The following is a 17506-nucleotide window of genomic DNA, read 5'->3' on the forward strand; positions in this document are numbered from 1 at the left end:
TTATTATTATATACCTACACGAAAAGTACTACGAAATCAAAACAGCATTTCAGAATACTTCAAAAAAAAGAGAAAAAACTTATCATTAATAAATATAAAGCTCTAAGTTTACCTTACAATTAACCCAAAAACGATATTATGAATATTAAAATAATAAGTTCAGGATCTTATATCCCGACTAAAGTAATAGATAATACGAATTTCGACCAATTTGACTTTAGAGATGAACAAGGACAACCATTAAAAGATACTAACCAACGTACAGCTTATAAACTACAACAAATAACAGGGATAGAAGAAAGAAGATATGTAGAACATGAATTAACTACCAGTGATATCGGTACTATCGCCTCTGAGCACGCTATCAAAAGTGCAGGTATAGACCCAGAGACATTAGACTATATCATCTTTGCGCATAACTTCGGAGATGTAAAGCACGGAACATTGCAGTCTGATATCGTACCTAGCTTAGCATCTAGGGTAAAACACAACCTAAAGATCGCCAATCCATCATGTGTAGCATTTGATGTTCTTTTTGGGTGCCCTGGTTGGCTACAAGGTGTGATACAAGCCTATGCGTTTATGAAAGTAGGTATGGCTAAGAGATGTTTAGTCATCGGAGCAGAGACATTATCACGTGTGATAGACTTACACGATAGAGACTCTATGATCTATGCAGATGGTGCTGGAGCTACTATATTAGAACTGACTAATGAAGAAGGAGGAATACTATCTGTAGAGTCTGCTAGTTATACACTAGACGAGGCTTTCTTCATTCATTATGGCAAATCTTATAATCCTGACTTAGACGAGAACACTAAGTACATCAAGATGTTTGGACGCAAGATTTATGAATTTGCACTAACTAATGTACCGTTAGCAATGAAGAGCTGTGTGGATAAGAGCGGAATAGATATCAACAAAATCAAAAAAGTGATGATACACCAGGCTAATGAGAAAATGGATGAAGCTATCGTAAAACGTTTCTTTGAGTTATACGACATGGAAATGCCAGAGCATATCATGCCTATGAATATTCAAAAACTAGGGAACAGTAGTGTGGCTACTCTACCGACACTATATGATATGATTATCAATAAGCAACTAGACCCACACCAATTAGAACAAGGGGATATTATCCTCTTTGCTTCCGTAGGGGCAGGGATGAACATAAATGCCTTTACTTATCAGGTATAAAACATCAATTAGAGAGAGAGCTTCGCGCTCTCTTTTTTTATAAAACTACTCTATTAATATCTCTATTATTTATTCTCCTTTCTCTCTTTTCCACAAGACTTTCCTGTATAAAAGAGAATAGCTGTACAGATACCTAATGCACTATAACATATATAACTAACTACATTATTACTAAAAAAGTCAAATAAATCAACGATTAATAATAATGTAGCCACAGCTATTATAAACTTTAAAATCCGATCTAAACTATACACTCGACTACACTTTCTATTATATGGTTCTATCTGTTGTGTCTAGCAATATCACTAAAAACACAATAAAAATACTATCAAATAATTATCAATAGTAATGCCAATTTTTCACAAAATATAAGCTCAAAAGACAAGTTCACATATAGTCATTTTAATTAAATCGAAAGTTTACTAGAAATATTTAAGTTTAAATCAATAATAAAAGAAGCAATCGTCTATTTTTAGTCATTCTTCTTATTCTTTATTAGAAGAAAAATAATTCCAGCTTCCTTATACAAATAACAAATTTTCTAAACTAACGCCATCAGTATAATAAAGCTCTTTTTGATTCTAAAAAACACCTTAAAAGGTAATTTTGCAAACAAAAAGAAAGTAAAGAATGAAAAACACTATTTATTTCGTCTGTTTATTAACATTGTATCAAACCCTAGGTTGGGGGCAATTAATCAATAATAAACAACATCTAACTGCACCGACAACGCCTAACTACGGTTTATCTCCTAAGAAAGAGAAGACTTTTTTTGAGAAAGATGCTGTACAAATTAGCTTTGTCCCTGCGATACTCTTAACAGCTTCAGGGCTAACGTGGAATAAAAAAGAAGAAATTAGAGAAATACGCAATAGATACGTTCCCACATTTCAGTATAAATATGATGATCTATTACAATATGCTCCTGCAGCGGCTACCTTTGGTCTAAAAGCAGCTGGTGTAAAAGGGCGTAATGACTTTAAGCGTTCTGCTATATCCTATGCTACTAGTATGGCTATCATGGCTATTCTAGTCAATGGAGTAAAATATACTGCAAAAGTAGAACGCCCTGATGGTTCTTCTAAGAATTCATTTCCATCGGGTCATACTGCAATGGCTTTTGCTAACGCTAGTTTCTTAGACAAAGAATACGGTCTAGTCAATCCTATGTATTCTATAGGTGGGTATGGAGCCGCTACTATGACAGGTCTTGGACGTAGCCTTAATAATAGACATTGGGTGCCCGATATATTAGCTGGAGCAGGTATTGGTATATTATCTACTCAACTAGCCTATTTCTTTGTAGATAAAATATATGGAAACAAAGGCGATAACCTCAGCCTAATCTCTAGATTTGAAGGAAATGAAAACCCTTCTTTTATGGCTATTAAACTAGGATTCACTAGCGGACTAGAAAGTATAGTAGAAACAGAAAACGAAGAACCATTAGCTAAGCTAGGATGGGAAGCGGGATTAGAAGGAGCTTATTTCTTCAATAAACACTGGGGAGTAGGCGGTCAAATAGCTGTGGCTAGTTTCCCATTCTCTGAAGACAAAGTCAACGATCCTGATAACACAAACATCAATGGAAAAGTGTTATCTGAATCAATGGGTAATTTAACTTTCTCTCTAGGTCCATACTATGCTATTCATTTCTCTGATAGATGGAATCTGATGATAAAAGCATTAGGAGGTTATAGCATAGGAGCAGATGGTAATATCTCGTTAAAAGTGTTGTCTCATGAAGTTCATATCCCTGAACTAGAAGATGGAAAAGTACAGCTAGCAGAATATAAACCTGCTAATGTATTTCAATTTACAGGTGGATTAGCGCTGACTTATAATATCACTGATAACTTAGGACTAACTGCCTACTCGGACTTCAATCACAGTCAATCTAAGATTACTTATAAAATAAATGACATCGTACTAGACAAAGAAGACATCAAAGTCAATACAGTCAAACACCCTCTTAATTATCTAAGTATGGGAATTAGACTGACTGCTTACTTCTAAGCAGTCAAGACAAAGAGCTAATTATTAGCTCTTTTTTTGTATCTGTACGTTAAAACAACATTAAAGAAGAAACAGAACTTTATTTGATTTTAGTAACTTTACCCTAATTTACTTATTCTCTTAATACTATGAGCAAACATCTAGAAACAATCGGTGACCACTATAGAGAGAACACGATTAGTCACTATGCCTTCGATGCGTCTGACTACCAATGTGGTAAATCACACTTCAATATTAATATTCGTAAATATTGTAATTTTAATACGCCTTATAACAGACGAGATTATTACAAGGTGTGCTTAATTATAGGAGAAGGTGTATTTAAATACGGTGAACACACACTGATACTAGACAGACCTGCTTTATTCCTTCCATGTCCTACGATACCTTATGAATGGGAATGTCTGAGTAATCAACAAGAAGGATTTTTCTGCCTTTTCAACCAAGAGTTTTTAGTGGAACACAGTACAATAGAGTTCTTTAAAAAAACATCTCTCTTTAAAGAGTGGAGTAAGCCATTTATATTCTTAGATGAAGAGCAATTAGAGTTGGCCTCTACCTACTTTAAACAGATGTATGCCATGGCACAAAGTGATTATCCCCTAAAGTTTGAGATTATCCGTAACTTACTTGCTCTATTACTGCATCAAGCGTTACAGTTAAAAGTAGAAGACCTTAAACTAGATGAAACACCTAATAGCACTAGATTATACAGACTATTTGATGAGTTGCTAAACAAACAGTTTCCACTAGACTCACCTGCTTATCCTCTAAACCTCAAGACAGCGTCTGACTATGCTACAGCCCTAAACGTACATGTCAATCACCTGAATGCATCTATTAAGTCTGTAACAAGTAAGACTACTACTCAACTGATAAAAGAAAGATTATTCGAAGAGGCTAAAAACCTATTGAAGAATACGAGTTGGGATATAGCAGAAGTTGGATATACACTAGGCTTCGATCAGCCTTCTCATTTTAATAATTTCTTTAAAAAGAATGCTGGAGTAACTCCATTAAAATATAAAAACCCAATATAACCAATCTTTGATTTTTGCAATTATACCTTTGAGATATTTAATTCAAGATAATGATTGCCTACTTAATTTTGCTCCTCAAACAACAATTATAATATATGCTAAGAGAAGCAAGTGAACAAAGAAAAAAGCTAGCCACAATACTTGCCTTTTGTTCTATACCCCTTTCTGGTTTTGTGACCGATATATATTTACCGTCATTCCCTTCTATGGCTAAAGGACTAGCTGTATCAGAACAAGACATACAGCTTACCCTTACCTGCTATCTATTAAGCTATGGTATATCACAGATATTCGTAGGTAGCCTTTTAGACAATATAGGAAGATACAAACCACGTTTAGTCGCATTACTGATATTAATCATTACTGATATTAATCATTACCAATCTTAGTATCACACAGATGGATAGCGTCTTCTACATCTGTATTATGAGGATTATACTAGGGATGGCTATCTCTACACTAGTAGTTGCTACGCGTGCTATCTTTATAGACATCTATGATGAAACGAAGAGACAGTATTACTTAAGCTACTTTACGATCGTATGGTCATGTGGTCCTATATTAGCGCCTTTCTTAGGTGGATACTTAGAGAAGCTATTTAACTGGCATGCCAACTTCTATTTTTTAGCTATCTATGCTGGGGTATTATTAATCTTAGACTTGTGTATCAGTGGTGAGAGTATTCCTGAGAAGAAGAAGTTTAACTTATCAGATACATTAGATTTATACAAAGTCATGTTGAGTGAGAAAAGATTTATGATGGGAACCTTAATATTGGGATTGAGCTACTCTATTGTGATGATCTTTAATATTTCGGGACCATTCTTAATAGAAAATGTATTCCTTCACAACTCTGTTATTATAGGATACTGTACGCTTATCTTAGGCTTCTCATGGATGTTAGGAGGACTTATTGGTAAAAAGAGGATGCACTTAGCATTTCGTCCAAAAGTATTACAACCTTCTGGAGTACAACTGACACTTATTAGTGCTTTACTACTCTCTACCTTATGGATAGAAAGTCTTCCTATACTAATAGGTTTTTTATTCTTAATACATATCTGTTCTGGTACTTTATTTAATAATTTCTTTACCACGACCATGTTACAGTTTCCAAATAATGCAGGTACAGCAGGTGGTCTAATGGGCGGATTGGTATATGTGCTTACCTCTTTTGTCACATTAATAATCTCATCTACAGGAGCTATTACCACTCCCACTGCACTAGGAATAAGATACCTCATAACGGCTATAGCATTACTACTAGCTATACTTTATATAATCAAGCTATACAATAAAGAAAAAGTAATAAACTAGAAGAAAAATAACTAAGCTTTGCATATTTCTATACAATACAGCATAAAATAGAACATCGCTGTAATTATAAAACTAAAAATAACTTATCGAATATGCATTACATCTCGATAAATACTTAATAAACCTCTCTTAAAACTAGCTATTTTATACAGAGTAGACAATTCGTATACTGTAGTATTTTTTACTATTTTACAGTCATATTTATCAGTAATTTTGCGTTAGTCTTTAGGTAAAAAGAATCCTTTTTATCACAATATATTCAACTAATAATGTACTTAGAAGTACGTTTTTAAAAATGCAATTAAACAATAAGTTTTTAGGCTTTGCATCCGCAATCTTTGCAGCGATGTTATGGGGAGTATCTGGAGCTTTTGCTCAGTTCCTTTTTAGAGAAAAAGAGTTTAACGCAGAATGGTTAGTTACTGTTCGTCTTCTTATCTCAGGAGTATTAATGTTATTATTTGGGATTGTCAGAAAGAATCCTGATGTCGTAAATATCTGGAAAGACAAAAAAGATGCTGTCCAATTGATTCTTTTCAGTATACTAGGAATGCTGACAGTACAGTACACTTACTTTGTAACTATACTTCACTCTAATGCAGCAACAGCAACAGTAATACAATACACTGGCCCTGTGTTCATCGCTATCTATCTAGCATTAAGACTGCGCAAATGGCCTAAGCCTATTGAATTCTTAGCGATAGGAATGGCGATGTTAGGTACATTCTTATTGGTAACACATGGAGATATTAATACACTGAATATCACTCCTACAGCATTAATATGGGGTATAGCTTCTGCTATAGCATTAGCCGTATATACACTTATGCCTGTACATTTATTGAATAGATATAGCCCTATTGCTATTATAGGTTGGAGCATGCTTATCGCAGGTATAGCGATGAGTATTATACACCCTCCACATAAGCTAGAAGGTATATGGGATACAGATACATATTTGGCAGTATTATTCATTATCTTCTTAGGTACATTGATACCGTTCTATATCTTCTTAATGGCGATAAAGAATATTGGACCACAAAGAGCTAGTTTATTAGCTTGTGCCGAACCTCTGTCTGCTACTTTAATAGCTGTAGTATATTTTGGGGTCAACTTTGAATTGATGGACTATATAGGAAGTCTTTGTATTATAACAACGATATTCCTATTGACTAAAATCAAGAAGAAAGTTATTCCAGAAAATTAAACAACGAGAATATCCATTTTTTATAAGCAACGCGGTATATCCCTGTAAGGTATATCGCGTTGTTGTTTTTATATAGGTTACAAACCTAGTTTGCGAAGTAGCTTATCTAACATTGACTTTATTCCTATAACCCAATTTGTCTTTAATAGAACAATGAAGTTTAGGATAATCACTAATCCAACTTTTAAGACTAAGACTAATAGAGGGTGAGAACTATTAGGTATAGAAAATATAATAACAACAAAAGCGACCATTAATAGCAATAGCTTAAAGAAGTTAATATCGAATGGCCATAACTTCATCTTCTGATAAATGTAGTAGGTCTTAGCTATATTAAACAACGTTAAAGATAATAGTGAAGCTAGTCCCACACCGAATATTCCTAAATCTGTATAGGCTAATAATACATAGTTCAAAACAACATTAAGAACCATCAAACTTAAGATAGAAACTAAATTAAAACGGTAATACTTAGAATAAGAAATAATCTCTGTATTAAACCCCGTAGACATATTAATCACCACATTAATACCAAGTAAATAGATAATCGGCAATGAAGGGGCTAACTTATCATAAGTAGGCAACAACTGAAAAAGAGGTTCTATACCTACGACTACACAGCTAAAAAGAAGCATACCGATAAAAAAAAGATTACGTGCTACTTCTTTATATTTCATATTCAGTGTACGCAGTTCCGCTCTCTTTATTAAATCAGATATAATAGGCGCATATAGTGCAAATACTCCTGTAGCTGGTATAGCGAGTGTAGACGCTAATGTCACTCCAATATTATACGTACCATTCGCTTCATAAGAGATAAAGTAAGGAATCATCAAAGAGTCTACTCTAAATGCAAAGAAAGATCCAAAGCTTCCTGCAAAGGCGAATAAGCTATATGCATAATACTCCTTCTTTCCTACATAAGTAAATAAGTCTTCGTATTTCCAATGCCAATTAAACTTAAAATGTCTATATATATAAGCACCTATTACTATGGCGATAACGTAGTAAGAAACAATATAATACCACACTGCCTTATCTATCGAAAAACTACCATACACTACTATTAAGAACACTGTTGGTAAAGCTATCTTTGGGATAATCTTTTCAAAAAACGTAGGAAAAGAAAGGCGTTGTAGATTAGTCGCTTGTCGTCTAAATAGCTCTATATAAGCCATCGAAATAGCTAGTACAAACCCCATAACTACATATCTCAGCTCAGCACCATCATAAACATAGGATCCTAATAGTAATACTATCCCTACTCCTATCGTGAGCTTAATCATAGAGAGCATACTATAACTAAAGAGTTTACCCTGTAAACGCTCACTTAATTTGGGATAAAAGTTAATCAATGCATGTGTGCTCCCTAATACAATAATCGGAAATATAATCTGCGCACATGCATCTACAAAACGGATAATACCTAACAGTTCTTTGTCCTGAGGATAGATTAACACAGTAGACACCACTCCTATCAATACACCAATATAATTGATAAGAGTAAAAAGAAATGCCTGTTTTGTAGATATTTTATCTTGCATGAGGATGCGTAAATCTGTTAATCACTTACAAATATACTTGCTAATAAGTCCTTAACTACTATTTTTTTTAAATTTGTAATTCTTATGTGAATATACCAACTTATAAAAGAAAACTTATTCGCACAAACACTATTACATGAAATACCTAATTATCATGCCTGCTTATAACGAGTCGGCTTTTATCGGTCATACTCTAGACAGTATAATTTCTCAAACGTTATTACCTACTGATGTAATAGTTGTAAACGATAATTCCACAGATGACACAGCCAATATCATTATGAACAACTATGCTCATCTTCCTTATATCACACTAATCAACAAAACGTCTGAGGCTATACATCTACCTGGTAGTAAAGTTGTACAAGCTTTTAACTATGGTTTAGAACAAGTAAACAACTTAGATCAATACGACTTCATTGTAAAGCTAGATGCTGATCTTATCCTACCTAATGATTACTTTGCTACTATTGCAAGTACTTTTGCGCAAGACCAAGCTATAGGTATGGTGGGAGGCTTTGCCTACATAGAGAAAAACAAGGAATGGACAATCGAAAACCTTACAGATAAAGATCATATTAGAGGCGCATTTAAAGCATATCGACTAGACTGTTTTAAACAGATAGGAGGACTTAAACCTGCCATGGGATGGGATACAGTAGATGAACTCTTGTGTAGATTTTACAACTGGAAGATCATTACGATAGATACGCTAAAAGTGAAACACCTCAAACCTACTGGTGCAATGTATAATAAAGCGGCTAGGTATAAACAAGGAGAAGCTTTCTACAGACTTCACTACGGAATAGTAATCACAAGTATAGCAGCATTAAAACTAGCAATGAAGAAGAAGAAACCTTTCTTATTCATAGATTATATCAGTGGCTACTACAAAGCAAAAAGAGAAAAACAACCGTATTTAGTCACTGAAGAGCAAGGCATTTTTATACGTAAATACCGTTGGAGTAAGATAAAATCAAAGTTACTCTAATCACTTTTTTACTTTAATAAACTTAAAACTCATTTGTAATTGGTAATTTAGCCGATATTTTAATATTTATGATCAAATCTGGATTAACACATATAGGACAGTACTTTATAATGCTAAAAGAAATGTTTAGCAAAATGACAAAGTGGAAGGTTATGAAAGTACTTATATTTAAAGAAATAGATGATCTTATCATTGGTTCTTTAGGTATTGTGGCATTCCTATCGTTTTTCGTTGGTGGTGTAGTAGCTATCCAAACTGCTCTTAACTTAACCAACCCTCTTATACCTAAATATCTTATTGGATTCGCGACGAGACAATCTGTAATCCTAGAGTTCGCTCCTACCTTTATCTCTATCATTATGGCAGGTAAGATGGGATCATTTATTACCTCTAGTATTGGTACGATGCGTGTAACAGAACAAATCGATGCACTAGAAGTAATGGGGGTTAGCTCACTTAACTACCTAGTGTTCCCTAAGCTAGTAGCAGTAATGTTATATCCATTCGTTATCGGTATCAGTATGTTCTTAGGAATCGTCGGAGGATGGTTTGGTGGTGTGATGGGGAACTTTGTTACATCAGAACAATTCATCATTGGATTACAAGATTCATTTACTCCATTCCACGTTACATACGCATTTATTAAAACCTTCTTATTTGGATTCTTATTAGCTACCATCCCATCATACTTTGGTTACTATATGAAAGGTGGTGCATTAGAAGTTGGTAAAGCCAGTACTACTTCATTCGTATGGACGAGTGTAGCTATTATCTTAACCAACTATATATTAACCTCTCTACTTTTAAGCAACTAAGAAATGATCGAAGTAAAAAATATACAAAAGTCGTTCAATGGTACACAAGTACTGAAAGGAATTACAACTACTTTCGAAACAGGTAAAACTAACCTTATCATTGGGCAGAGTGGATCTGGTAAAACAGTAATGCTTAAAACTCTTCTAGGTATTCACACTCCTGATGAAGGAACCATCAGTTTTGATGGCAGAATATATACAGACCTGACAAATACCGAAAAAAGAGAGTTGAGAACAGAAATAGGAATGGTATTCCAAGGAAGTGCCTTATTTGACTCTATGACTGTAGAAGAGAATATAGCTTTCCCTCTTCGAATGTTTACTAATAAATCCGATGCAGAAATAGCACATCGTGTAAATGAAGTTATAGATCGTGTGAATCTAATCAATGCTAACACAAAAAAGCCCTCAGAAATATCAGGAGGTATGCAAAAAAGGGTAGCAATAGCTAGAGCAATAGTTAACAACCCTAAATACTTATTCTGTGATGAGCCTAACTCAGGCCTTGATCCTAAGACAGCTATCGTTATAGACAACCTTATTCAAGAAATTACACATGAGTACGGCATTACTACAGTAATCAATACACACGATATGAACTCTGTATTAGAGATCGGCGAGCACATTGTATTCTTAAAGAATGGAGTATTAGCTTGGTCTGGTAATCATAAAGAGATCATTCAGACAGACAATGAAGATGTAGTTGACTTTGTGTACTCATCAGAATTATTCAGAATGGTACGTCAAGCTATGAGACAAATCGGAAACGAAAAGAAATAATATAAAAAAGGAGTAAAACTAATAGTTCTACTCCTTTTTCTTTTCTTGTATTCTTACTTAAGTTTATCTGTCACTTGCTGACTCACAACCTTAATCTCTTGTTCTTTCTTCTTAGGGTATAATAGTAAGATATCATCCTTATCTACGATGATATAGTCATTCAGACCATCTACTACCACCACTTTTCCTTTCGCAGTTCTAACAATGTTATTTGTAGCATTATTAAAGAAAGCTGTAGCATTCACTACTGCATTGTCATTATCATCTTTAGGAAGCTTATCATATAAAGATCCCCATGTACCTAAATCATTCCAATCAAATGTAGCTGGCAATACATATACATTATTAGCCTTCTCCATCACAGCATAGTCTATAGAGATATTTTCTGCCTTAGAATAATTCTCTTCTATAAATGCTTTTTCTTTATCTGTATTTAAGAACTCATATCCTTTATCAAACAACTCAGTCATCGCAGGTTGAAATTCTGAAAAGGCATCTAAAATAGAGCTTACACTCCATATAAAAATACCCGAATTCCAAAGAAAATGTCTACTTTGAATAAATTTACGCGCGGTAACATAATCAGGCTTCTCTCTAAACTGAACTACCTTTTTAATAGGACGAGAGTCTAACTTGTTAAACTCTATATACCCATACCCCGTATTTGGGAACGTAGGTAAGATACCTAAAGTCATCAATACCTTATCTCGCTCACATACATCAAAGGTACGTTGTAAGTTAGACACGAACTGTAACTCATCTTCTATCCAGTGATCACTAGGAGCCACAACCATTACAGCATTAGGATTCTTCTTCTTAATCTTCATAGCTGCATAGAGAATACAAGGAGCTGTATTACGCATATCTGGTTCTAGGATAATACTATCAGATTCTACAGAAGGCAATTGTTCTTTTACAATTTCTTTATAATTCTCATGTGTTAAGATCAGAATATTCTCTTTAGGCACTACCTGAGACAGACGTTTAAAAGTCTTTTGTATCAAGGTATCTCCTGATCCTAACATATCGTGAAACTGTTTTGGAAACTCTGGTGTACTCACAGGCCAAAAACGTGACCCTACTCCACCTGCCATAATCACAGCGTAATAATTTGAACTCATATATCTTTATCTATTTACAACATAATGGGTCAACAACTCTACTTCAGCATTTGCTTTAAAAGTATACATTCTGCCCGTTGAAACTTCTAAACACTCGAAGCGTTTTACCCGTATAGGACCACGCTTAAATATCTTTCCGTTATACGTTTTAAAATGACTCCCTAAAGGGATTTCATATATAAAACAATTGTTATTATTTATATCCTGCACATCATACCTTCTCATCGCTATAGATAACTTCTCATCAGTATCGCTACTAGCAGAAGGGTTTCTAAAATGATTTGCTAACAAAGGTAATAATGCACTAGGAAACACTTCTTCTCTTAAAAAGGGTAACATTAATAATTGAAAAGTGCTTTTCCACTCTACTCCGTGCGGTTTTATTCCTCCTCTATACTTCTGATAAGCCACTAAATGAGCTATCTCGTGAATCAAGGTCATCAAAAAACGGTAAGGATTCAGGTTAGAATTTATCGTTATAATGTGTTTCCCATCGTGATTACGAGTATAATCTCCATGACGTGTAACTCTCTCATGTACAATCTTTAGATGCACATGATAGTGTTTTATCAATTCAAATACAGGTTCAACTGCTTGTTCTGGTAAATATGGCTTTAGCTTCTCTATCAATTACATTTTTATTTAAGGGGTAGTAGTAGACACTTGCAACACCTTCCCATTAAAAAATCTATTTCCATGTATCGCAAAATTCACGATATACTCAGCCATTTCATCTGGCATAAGTGGAGCTTGATATCCAGGGAATGCCTCTTCTAACATCTCTGTCTGTACTGCTCCTAAAGCTACTACATTAAAGAATACTCCCTTATCCTTATACTCTTCAGCTAGCAACTCACTTAAGATAGTGATAGCCCCTTTACTAGAACTATAGGCAGCTAATCCTCCGAATTTTAATACTCCTTGCACTCCTCCCATACTACTTACTGATACCACATGACTATTCACTTTCATAAATGGGATAGTAACTTGCATTAGACGAGCAGCACCGAATACATTCACGTTATATACATACTGAAAATCTTCTTGTGTGATCTCCTCAAAAGGTTTGTTCACGATAGCCCCTGCATTATTAATCAGGATATCTACATGCTCCCAATTGTCCTGTACAAAGGCAACTACCTTCTGAATGTCCTCTTCTTTAGTTATATCAACAGCTAAACAAGTAACATTATCTAAATCAATAAGTTTATCTGATATTTTTCTAGATACAGCCAATACATTATGACCTAATTTTGACAACCATTGTACGCACTCTAGTCCAATACCTCTACTTGTCCCTGTAACAATTACATTTTTCATCTTAATACATTCTTATTTCTCCCGGAGCTAAATTAACAAGTTTGTTCACAACCGGTATTATATCTTGTGTAAAAGAAGTCATAAAATTTAAATCCATTAAATGAGCTTCATCCTTTACATGGTGGTAATATTCATAATTTTCAAAGTCAAAAGAACTAAATGTTTGACATGGTACTTTAAACATTTGATAGAAAGGATAATTATCAGAACGCTTAAACAAATTAAACTCCTCAGCCTTTTCTAATTTACCTACAATAGGCTTCCCTGCCAATTCGTTTAACTTAGTTGCCATAGTAGATAGATCATACCCTGTAAGATAAGTCATATAATCTCTCTTCATTGGCAGCCCTAACATTTCAAAATTAAGCATAGATACCACATTCACATTTTCTTTCTTTAAACGCTCTGCTAGATGCTTAGATCCCCATAGTCCCTTCTCTTCTCCTGTGAAGAATGCCACAAGTACTGTACGCTTATTATTTTGCAACTTCAAGTTACGTGCTAACTCTAACAGGATAGCTGTACCAGCAGCATTATCATTCGCTCCATTTGCAATAGAATCCCCATCTACAGGCTTTTCTATTCCGATATGATCATAATGAGCACCTAACACCACTACCTCATTTTTTAAAGTCTCATCACTACCTGGTATAACTCCTACGATATTCCAAGCATCTGCTACATTCTGTAACGTATCGTTATAAGAACTATAATAAGGCTTAATCTTGTACTCTTCTAATCGCTTAGCTAAGTACTCTCCAGCCATTTTACCTCCTTCTGTACCAGTATCTCTACCTAGTAACTCATCAGAAGCTAAATAATATAATGTTTCTTTAATATTCTTTTGTTCAGCATTAGCTTTAACAACAGATGGTGTCTTAGTAGTAGCACATCCAACTAATAAGACTGCTGCCAATAGGCTTAAAATTCTCATTTATAAATATTTTTATCAAAAATACAAAAAGGTAATCAACTATAGAAAATAAATTCTACCGTATATCAAGCATACACAATAAATTATCACCAATAAAAAAGCCCTTATTCAAAAGAATAAGGGCTTAAGTATATTATTATTTAGATTACGCCAACATAGTCACTGGGTTCTCTACATAATCTTTAAATGTTTGTAAGAACTGAGCACCTGTAGCACCGTCCACAGTTCTGTGGTCACATGCTAGAGTTACTGTCATTGTATTACCTACTACGATTTGACCATTCTTCACTACTGGTTTTTCTACAATAGCACCTACTGATAGAATTGCAGAGTTTGGTTGGTTAATAATAGAAGTAAATGACTGAATACCAAACATACCTAAGTTAGACACAGTGAATGTACTTCCATCCATCTCAGCAGGAGTAAGTTTTTTAGTCTTAGCTTTACCAGCTAATTCTTTTACTTTACCACCGATATGAGTTAAAGACATCTGATCTGTGAATGGTAATACTGGTACTACTAATCCATCCTCTACAGCTACAGCTACACCGATATTGATGTGATTGTTATAGATAGTTGCATTATCAGTCCATTGTGTATTCACCTGAGGGTGTTTGCGAAGTGCCATAGCACATGCTTTCACTACCATATCGTTAAACGACACTTTCGTATCAGGTAAGTTATTGATAATCTTACGAGATTCAATAGCATTATCCATGTCTAACTCGATAGTTAAATAGTAATGAGGAGCAGTAAACTTAGACTCAGCTAAACGACGAGCAATCGTCTTACGCATTTGTGAGTTTTTCACTTCCTCTACACTTACTTCTCCAGCTGGTACGAATGCCTTAACAGCAGGTACAGCAGCAGTAGCTGCAGCTTCAGGAGCAGCAGTTTTAGCAGCAGGTGTATAGTTTTCAATATCACGCTTGATGATACGTCCATTCTCACCTGAACCTTTCACCTCAGTAATATTTATTCCTTTATCTTCAGCAATTTTCTTAGCCAATGGAGAAATGAATACTCTCCCATTAGTAGAAGTAGCAGCCTCCACACTTACAGTTTTTGGTTCTTCAGCTTTAGGAGCCTCCGTAGCAGGAGCCTCAGCAGCGAAAGTACCACCATTTTGAGCAGATGCAACTACAGCTGATACGTCAGTTCCTTCTGGCCCTAAGATCGCTAATACGCTATCAACAGGAGCAGACTCACCTTCGTTAATACCAACATATAATAAAGTTCCAGCCTCAAAAGCTTCGAACTCCATAGTAGCTTTATCAGTTTCGATTTCTGCAAGGATATCACCTTCCTGAACCTTATCACCTACTTTTTTAATCCAAGTAGCTACTGTACCATCAGTCATAGTATCACTAAGACGAGGCATAGTAATGATTTTAACTCCAGCAGGCATAGTAGCCGCAGCAGGAGCTGGTGTTTCAACTTTAGCCTCTGCTACAGCAGCAGCAGCCTCAGCAGCAGGAGCAGCATTACCCGCACCACTGATTAAAGCAGAAATATCTTCACCTTCATTTCCTATAATAGCAAGTAACGAATCTACAGGAGCAGATTCACCTTCTTGTAATCCAATATATAACAATGTACCTGAATTAAATGATTCAAACTCCATTGTTGCTTTGTCTGTTTCAATTTCTGCAAGGATATCTCCTTCAGAAATCTTATCTCCAACTTTTTTTAACCATGCTGCAACAACACCTTCTGTCATCGTGTCGCTTAAGCGTGGCATTGTAATTACTTCTGCCATGTTCTTTTTATTATAATCTGTGAGGGATAAAAGGGTAATTCTCTTGTTCGTATACTACGTCATACATTACGTTTTTCTCTGGGAATGGAGACTCTTCAGCGAATTTCTCACACTCAGCCACGTAATCTTTTACTCTTTGATCCATTGCTTCGATCTCAGCTTCAGTAGCATATCCTTTTTCTCTAATTACATCTAATACTTGTGTAATTGGGTCTATTTTTTTGTACTCTTCTACTTCCTCTTTAGTACGGTAGTGTTGAGCATCTGACATAGAGTGACCTCTATATCTGTATGTTTTCATTTCTAATAAAGTAGGTCCATCTCCACGACGAGCTCTTTCGATAGCCTCGTACATAGCTTCAGCTACTTTTACAGGGTTCATACCATCTACTGGTCCACTAGGCATTTCGTATCCTAAACCTAATTTCCAAATATCACTATGGTTAGCTGTACGCTCTACTGAAGTCCCCATAGCATATCCATTGTTCTCAATGATGAATACTACTGGCAATTTCCAGTTCATAGCCATATTAAATGTCTCGTGTAAAGACCCTTGACGTGCTGCACCATCACCGAAGTAACACATAGTCACAGCATTTCTGTCAAAATATTTATCAGCGAATGCTAATCCAGCTCCTAGAGGAATTTGCCCCCCTACGATACCATGACCACCATAGAAACGGTGTTCTTTAGAAAAGATGTGCATAGATCCACCTAATCCTTGTGATGTACCAGTACCTTTTCCTAATAACTCAGCCATAATACGCTTAGGATCTACTCCTAATCCGATTGGCTGAACGTGATTTCTATATGCTGTAATCATCTTGTCTTTAGACATGTCCATTGCATGTAAAGCTCCAGCCAATACTGCTTCCTGCCCATTATATAAATGCAAGAATCCTCTCACTTTTTGTTGAATATATAAAGCAGCAAGCTTATCTTCAAACTTTCTCCAAAATAGCATGTCTTCATACCACTTTAGATAAACTTCTTTTGTAATTTCTCTCATATGACTTTACTTTTCATAAACGGTCTCCCGTTTAAAATACAGACTTTCTCGTTTAACCACACTACTGTGGAGAAGCAAAAATAATATATCTACACTAGACTGAAAAATTTATTTGAAGTATTTTAGATTTGATAATATTTTAGACAATTAATTTAACAATACCTTATAATTAGATCGTTTACTTACATTTCTATTTTTTAAAACTTAAACCTAAAAATCCCTCTTTTGCTTTTTTAATCTTATTATAACATCCTCAATATTGCTAATATCAACCTCATTTAAAGAGACATAAATTATACCACCTTTCGAATAAAGGGCAACTAGTCTGTAAAATCTTCTAAAAACTCCTATTATAGCTCATTTATAGTATTCTCCATCTGCTAGTGTTATTATCTGTCATCTATCAACCTTGACTATTCATTGTCTCTTAGTGCAGATCAGTTAATCGCACTTCTA

General features: G+C 34.9%; 15 protein-coding genes and 1 pseudogene. 8 read left to right on the forward strand and 8 right to left on the reverse strand.

The window, feature by feature from the left end; translation table 11 throughout:
* Positions 1 to 138: 138 nt before the first annotated feature.
* The gene (locus tag RT228_RS03465) at positions 139 to 1197 is read left to right on the forward strand and encodes a 3-oxoacyl-ACP synthase III family protein (RefSeq protein WP_006259563.1); all 1059 of its coding nucleotides are present in this window, start codon (positions 139 to 141) and stop codon (positions 1195 to 1197) included.
* A 65-nt stretch (positions 1198 to 1262) separates the two neighbouring features.
* Here the strand turns inward: RT228_RS03465 and RT228_RS03470 are convergent, their stop codons facing one another.
* Complete coding sequence (locus tag RT228_RS03470) at positions 1263 to 1412, reverse strand: hypothetical protein (protein WP_155242285.1); 150 nt, start codon at positions 1410 to 1412, stop codon at positions 1263 to 1265.
* A gap of 415 nt (positions 1413 to 1827) precedes the next feature.
* On the opposite strand from RT228_RS03470, the gene RT228_RS03475 reads away from it, so the two are divergent.
* From RT228_RS03475 to RT228_RS03495, 4 genes and pseudogenes are all read left to right on the forward strand, one after another.
* Complete coding sequence (locus RT228_RS03475; protein ID WP_006259564.1) at positions 1828 to 3213, forward strand: phosphatase PAP2 family protein; 1386 nt, start codon at positions 1828 to 1830, stop codon at positions 3211 to 3213.
* 128 nt (positions 3214 to 3341) lie between these two features.
* On the forward strand, positions 3342 to 4253 hold the full coding sequence (locus RT228_RS03480; RefSeq protein ID WP_006259565.1) for a helix-turn-helix domain-containing protein: 912 nt from the start codon (positions 3342 to 3344) through the stop codon (positions 4251 to 4253).
* Positions 4254 to 4348: 95 nt separating this feature from the next.
* A pseudogene (locus RT228_RS03490) lies at positions 4349 to 5570 on the forward strand (MFS transporter).
* A gap of 295 nt (positions 5571 to 5865) precedes the next feature.
* Positions 5866 to 6777 carry a DMT family transporter gene (locus RT228_RS03495; protein ID WP_006259569.1) on the forward strand — a complete coding sequence of 304 codons (912 nt, stop codon included), beginning with the start codon at positions 5866 to 5868 and terminating at the stop codon, positions 6775 to 6777.
* 77 nt (positions 6778 to 6854) lie between these two features.
* Here the strand turns inward: RT228_RS03495 and RT228_RS03500 are convergent, their stop codons facing one another.
* Positions 6855 to 8321, reverse strand: a complete 1467-nt coding sequence (locus RT228_RS03500) for a lipopolysaccharide biosynthesis protein (protein ID WP_006259571.1) — start codon at positions 8319 to 8321, stop codon at positions 6855 to 6857.
* Positions 8322 to 8457: 136 nt separating this feature from the next.
* Here RT228_RS03500 and RT228_RS03505 point away from each other — a divergent pair, with 136 nt between their 5' ends.
* From RT228_RS03505 to RT228_RS03515, 3 genes are all read left to right on the forward strand, one after another.
* Entirely contained in the window at positions 8458 to 9312 is an 855-nt protein-coding gene (locus RT228_RS03505; protein WP_039328535.1) for a glycosyltransferase family 2 protein, read from the forward strand.
* A gap of 68 nt (positions 9313 to 9380) precedes the next feature.
* On the forward strand, positions 9381 to 10127 hold the full coding sequence (locus tag RT228_RS03510) for an MlaE family ABC transporter permease (RefSeq protein WP_006259573.1): 747 nt from the start codon (positions 9381 to 9383) through the stop codon (positions 10125 to 10127).
* Positions 10128 to 10130: 3 nt separating this feature from the next.
* Positions 10131 to 10907, forward strand: coding sequence for an ABC transporter ATP-binding protein (locus RT228_RS03515; RefSeq protein ID WP_006259574.1), 777 nt, complete (start codon positions 10131 to 10133; stop codon positions 10905 to 10907).
* A gap of 53 nt (positions 10908 to 10960) precedes the next feature.
* On the opposite strand, the gene RT228_RS03520 is transcribed toward RT228_RS03515, so the two are convergent.
* The 6 genes from RT228_RS03520 to pdhA form a co-directional block, all read right to left on the reverse strand.
* On the reverse strand, positions 10961 to 12028 hold the full coding sequence (locus RT228_RS03520; RefSeq protein ID WP_006259576.1) for a mannose-1-phosphate guanylyltransferase: 1068 nt from the start codon (positions 12026 to 12028) through the stop codon (positions 10961 to 10963).
* A 6-nt stretch (positions 12029 to 12034) separates the two neighbouring features.
* Complete coding sequence (locus tag RT228_RS03525; RefSeq protein WP_006259577.1) at positions 12035 to 12658, reverse strand: SprT-like domain-containing protein; 624 nt, start codon at positions 12656 to 12658, stop codon at positions 12035 to 12037.
* A gap of 12 nt (positions 12659 to 12670) precedes the next feature.
* Entirely contained in the window at positions 12671 to 13348 is a 678-nt protein-coding gene (locus RT228_RS03530) for an SDR family NAD(P)-dependent oxidoreductase (protein WP_006259578.1), read from the reverse strand.
* 1 nt (position 13349) lies between these two features.
* The gene (locus tag RT228_RS03535) at positions 13350 to 14282 is read right to left on the reverse strand and encodes a M20/M25/M40 family metallo-hydrolase (RefSeq protein ID WP_006259579.1); all 933 of its coding nucleotides are present in this window, start codon (positions 14280 to 14282) and stop codon (positions 13350 to 13352) included.
* 145 nt (positions 14283 to 14427) lie between these two features.
* Complete coding sequence (locus RT228_RS03540) at positions 14428 to 16041, reverse strand: 2-oxo acid dehydrogenase subunit E2 (protein WP_006259580.1); 1614 nt, start codon at positions 16039 to 16041, stop codon at positions 14428 to 14430.
* A gap of 10 nt (positions 16042 to 16051) precedes the next feature.
* The gene (pdhA, locus tag RT228_RS03545) at positions 16052 to 17050 is read right to left on the reverse strand and encodes a pyruvate dehydrogenase (acetyl-transferring) E1 component subunit alpha (protein ID WP_006259581.1); all 999 of its coding nucleotides are present in this window, start codon (positions 17048 to 17050) and stop codon (positions 16052 to 16054) included.
* Between the last annotated feature and the right edge of the window lie 456 nt (positions 17051 to 17506).

The organism is Myroides sp. (genome assembly GCF_032073645.1).
Classification (GTDB): Bacteria; Bacteroidota; Bacteroidia; order Flavobacteriales; family Flavobacteriaceae; genus Flavobacterium; species Flavobacterium odoratimimum.

What these genes read in the sequence shown, in the direction of transcription:
- RT228_RS03465 (WP_006259563.1), top strand. Translation starts at nt 139, where the DNA reads ATGAATATTAAAATAATAAGTTCAGGATCTTATATCCCGACTAAAGTA.
- RT228_RS03475 (WP_006259564.1), top strand. Translation starts at nt 1,828, where the DNA reads ATGAAAAACACTATTTATTTCGTCTGTTTATTAACATTGTATCAAACC.
- RT228_RS03480 (WP_006259565.1), top strand. Translation starts at nt 3,342, where the DNA reads ATGAGCAAACATCTAGAAACAATCGGTGACCACTATAGAGAGAACACG.
- RT228_RS03495 (WP_006259569.1), top strand. Translation starts at nt 5,866, where the DNA reads ATGCAATTAAACAATAAGTTTTTAGGCTTTGCATCCGCAATCTTTGCA.
- RT228_RS03500 (WP_006259571.1), bottom strand. Translation starts at nt 8,321, where the DNA reads ATGCAAGATAAAATATCTACAAAACAGGCATTTCTTTTTACTCTTATC.
- RT228_RS03505 (WP_039328535.1), top strand. Translation starts at nt 8,458, where the DNA reads ATGAAATACCTAATTATCATGCCTGCTTATAACGAGTCGGCTTTTATC.
- RT228_RS03510 (WP_006259573.1), top strand. Translation starts at nt 9,381, where the DNA reads ATGATCAAATCTGGATTAACACATATAGGACAGTACTTTATAATGCTA.
- RT228_RS03515 (WP_006259574.1), top strand. Translation starts at nt 10,131, where the DNA reads ATGATCGAAGTAAAAAATATACAAAAGTCGTTCAATGGTACACAAGTA.
- RT228_RS03520 (WP_006259576.1), bottom strand. Translation starts at nt 12,028, where the DNA reads ATGAGTTCAAATTATTACGCTGTGATTATGGCAGGTGGAGTAGGGTCA.
- RT228_RS03530 (WP_006259578.1), bottom strand. Translation starts at nt 13,348, where the DNA reads ATGAAAAATGTAATTGTTACAGGGACAAGTAGAGGTATTGGACTAGAG.
- RT228_RS03535 (WP_006259579.1), bottom strand. Translation starts at nt 14,282, where the DNA reads ATGAGAATTTTAAGCCTATTGGCAGCAGTCTTATTAGTTGGATGTGCT.
- RT228_RS03540 (WP_006259580.1), bottom strand. Translation starts at nt 16,041, where the DNA reads ATGGCAGAAGTAATTACAATGCCACGCTTAAGCGACACGATGACAGAA.
- pdhA (WP_006259581.1), bottom strand. Translation starts at nt 17,050, where the DNA reads ATGAGAGAAATTACAAAAGAAGTTTATCTAAAGTGGTATGAAGACATG.